Source organism: Ilumatobacter sp. (assembly GCF_041688325.1).
In the GTDB taxonomy this organism is placed as follows: domain Bacteria; phylum Actinomycetota; class Acidimicrobiia; order Acidimicrobiales; family Ilumatobacteraceae; genus Ilumatobacter_A.
This window is the reverse complement of sequence record NZ_JBDNIJ010000315.1, coordinates 1-2,970: the sequence shown is the minus strand read 5'-3', so window position 1 is coordinate 2,970 and position 2,970 is coordinate 1. Positions and strand designations below refer to the sequence as shown.

Sequence of the window (2,970 nt, the reverse complement as noted above, 5' to 3'; positions counted from 1 at the left end):
GGGGGTTGAGGCAGGCACGTCGAAGACGGTCAGTACGCCGGTCGACAGTCGGATGTTGACGGTGCCGTCAGCAACGACTTGGTTGCTGACGCCCCAGCCAACGACCGGGGCGAGTGTTGCGTCGTCAAGCTGCCATCGGACGCCGGTGATCGTGACGCCAGTGCACTTGCCGTGCAGCGCGAGCAGCGAGACGATCGAGTCGGGTGCGAGTTGCAGCGTGGCTTGGCCTGGCCCGTGGAGCACGTCAACATGCTGTGCGCCCCACCACGCATCGATCATCGGTATCGAGGTCAGTTCAGGGAGGCCGAGCGCACCGAGCGCAGCGAACGTGTGGTCGAGCCGGTCGCCGCCGCCGATCATGGTCAGCTGGGTGGGCATCATGTCGGCAACAAACCGAAGTGCAAGTTCGGTGTCGGTGTCGTCCTTGTCGGCGGGGTGGCGCGAGATCGTGGCGTTCTGTTCGGCCCACTCGAGGGCGTCGGCGCTCACCGAATCGAGGTCACCGATGAGCCCTGATGGATGCAGGCCGGCGGCGAGTGCGTGATCGAGTCCGCCGTCGACAGCGATGACGATGGCCTCGTCAGGAATCGAAGCCACGGCGGCGACGGCGAGCGGGGCCGACCCTGTGACAATCACGATGTGTTCGGCGTTGCTCGCTGTGGCCACTCGGTTCCTCCGCCGGCATTATCCGGATCAGGTTCTCGGGTCGATGACAGCGTGTCATCCTCTCAGCCCGCTGTTCCGCGAGCTCCCCGTTTAGTTGTCGACAGAGTACCTAGACGAACGTCTGGACGCACAACGCAATTGACGACAGGCCGAGCATGCCGATGATCGCAAGGTCGAAAACGCGTCCGCTGATTCGGTCGCGCAAGCGCGTGCCGATAGGGATCACTGCGAGCACTGGAATGCATGCGAGCAGTGTGGCGATAATGCGTCCGCCGAGTTCGCCACTGATGATGAGAACGATCAGTTGGGCGGAACCAGCAACCAGGAACAGCAACGTCACCGAAAAAATGTGGGCACCCCGCGGCAAGCGGAAGCTGTGAATCCACGAGCCGACGACGGGCCCGGAGATGCCGATTGCCCCCTGGAATGTGCCAGCGAGCAGGCCGGCGAACGGCGAGAGGCGGCGAGATTGTTCGGGGCTCGTTTGCAGGTCGGGCTTGACGAAGAACGTCGTGATGTAGACGACGATCGCAATGATCAATGCGATCACGAGTGGTTCGTCGGGCACGTTGACGAACAGCAGCGTTCCGATCACCGCGCCGATGCCACCCGTGATGGCGAGCGCAGGCAGATCGCGCGTCTCGCGTACGTGTTCGCGTTCGCCAACAGCAAGCACAGCGTTGGCAAGGAGGTTAGGGAGAGCGATCACCACGACGGCATCTCCGATGTCGACAAACAGTGCAGCGATGGGGATCACGATCACCGGCAGGCCCATGCCGGTCACGGCCTTGGAGATCGATCCGATGACGACTGCGACGAGCACGATGGTCAACTCGACGCCCGTCACTGCATCAGTCAACCGCCGATTGGCCCGGGTTCGCGTCGGGCTCGCACGCGCAGAGTTAGTTGCAGCCTCACGAAAACGGCTTGGCCGCAATCAGAGATGAATTAGGCGACGGCGCCGAGCGTGATCTCGATCATGGCGCTCAGCGTTTCCTGGCGCTCTTCGGCAGTCAGGTCGGCGCCCGTGAGGAGGTCGTCGCTCACGGTGCACACGCCCAGTGCTTTTGCGCCACGTTCGTGGGCCACGCCGTAGAGGCCAGCAACTTCCATCTCGACGGCGAGCACACCCATTCGCGCGAGCGGCGCAGCCATGTCGGCGAGTGGGATGTTCGTCGGTCCGTAGAACAGATCCGACGTCATCACGTTGCCGACATGCACGTTGCGACCCTGTGCTTCAGCAGCTTCGACGACCGAGCGAGCGAGGCCAAAGTCGGCGGTCGCAGCAAAGTCGTTGCCCTCGAATCGAGCGCGGTTCACCCCAGAGTCGGTGCACGCGCCGATCGCGATGATGACGTCGTTGACCGTGATGTAGGGCTGAATCGAGCCGCAGCTCCCCACGCGGATCAGCTTCTCGACGCCGTAGACGTCGATCAGCTCTGAGGCGTAGATCGAGATCGACGGAACACCCATGCCCGTGCCCATCACAGAGACCGGCTTCCCCTTGAACGTGCCGGTGTAGCCGAGCATCCCGCGCACGGCAGTGACTTCGACGGCGTCGTCGAGGAAGTTGGTCGCGATCCACTTGGCGCGCAGCGGGTCGCCCGGCAACAGGATCGTGTCGGCGAAGGCGTCGGAGTCGGCGGAGATGTGCGGGGTGGCCATGTACACCGACTCTAGTGAGGTCGATGATGTGGCCTTCACGTGTTGACGTGCATCGTGAACGCGTGTGACCGATTCGTGGCTATGTCCGGTGCATTGGTGGAGACCGATACATTACTTTGACGGATTCGCGGAGTCGGGCAACTGCCCAAAACGCAGATCCCTGGGGAGCGGTTCCTTGCCGTTGCCCTTCTGAGCGCCGATTCCTTCGGAGGTACTATGCGCAATCAACGTAAAACCATGGTGGCAGCAGTTGCCGCCCTCTCCCTCGTCGTCGCAGCATGCGGCAGCGATGGCGGCAGCAGCGACGCGACTGACTCGACCGAGGCTCCTGCCGCGACCGAAGCTCCTGCCGCGACCGAAGCTCCTGCCGAGGCTGGCTTCAACGTCGGTCTGACCTACGACATTGGTGGCCGCGGCGACCAGTCGTTCAACGACTCCGCAGCAGCTGGCCTCGATAACGCCAAAGCTGCACTCGGTGTGACCGGCTCGGAAGCTGAGCCCAACGCTGACGGTTCCGACCGTGCACAGCTCCTCCAGCTCCAGGCCGATCAGTCCGACCTCGTGATCGCTGTCGGCTTCCTCTTCGCCGGTGACGTCGCCGCTGTTGCGGCCGAGAACCCGGACACCAACTTCGCCGTC

General features: G+C 63.4%; 4 protein-coding genes and 1 riboswitch. Of the genes, 1 reads left to right on the top strand and 3 read right to left on the bottom strand.

Annotation, left to right across the window (positions count from 1 at the left end):
• From ACH2EI_RS16690 to deoD, 3 genes are all read right to left on the bottom strand, one after another.
• The coding region (locus tag ACH2EI_RS16690) for a thiamine diphosphokinase (RefSeq protein ID WP_395160847.1) at window positions 1-666 on the bottom strand (666 nt) is incomplete at its 3' end.
• Window positions 654-765, bottom strand: a riboswitch (TPP riboswitch). Its footprint overlaps the gene before it by 13 nt.
• Before the next feature lie 10 nt (window positions 766-775).
• Window positions 776-1,525 carry a TSUP family transporter gene (locus ACH2EI_RS16685; protein ID WP_395160845.1) on the bottom strand — a complete coding sequence of 250 codons (750 nt, stop codon included), beginning with the start codon at window positions 1,523-1,525 and terminating at the stop codon, window positions 776-778.
• Between the two features lie 89 nt (window positions 1,526-1,614).
• Window positions 1,615-2,331 (bottom strand): purine-nucleoside phosphorylase, encoded by a 717-nt coding sequence (deoD, locus tag ACH2EI_RS16680; protein ID WP_395160843.1) that lies wholly within the window; start codon window positions 2,329-2,331, stop codon window positions 1,615-1,617.
• 237 nt (window positions 2,332-2,568) lie between these two features.
• Here deoD and ACH2EI_RS16675 point away from each other — a divergent pair.
• Window positions 2,569-2,970: BMP family ABC transporter substrate-binding protein (locus tag ACH2EI_RS16675; RefSeq protein WP_395160841.1), on the top strand; the 402-nt coding region annotated here is incomplete at its 3' end.

Bases quoted from the DNA above. Each gene is read 5' to 3' on its own strand.
- deoD (WP_395160843.1), bottom strand. From the start codon at position 2,331: ATGGCCACCCCGCACATCTCCGCCGACTCCGACGCCTTCGCCGACACG.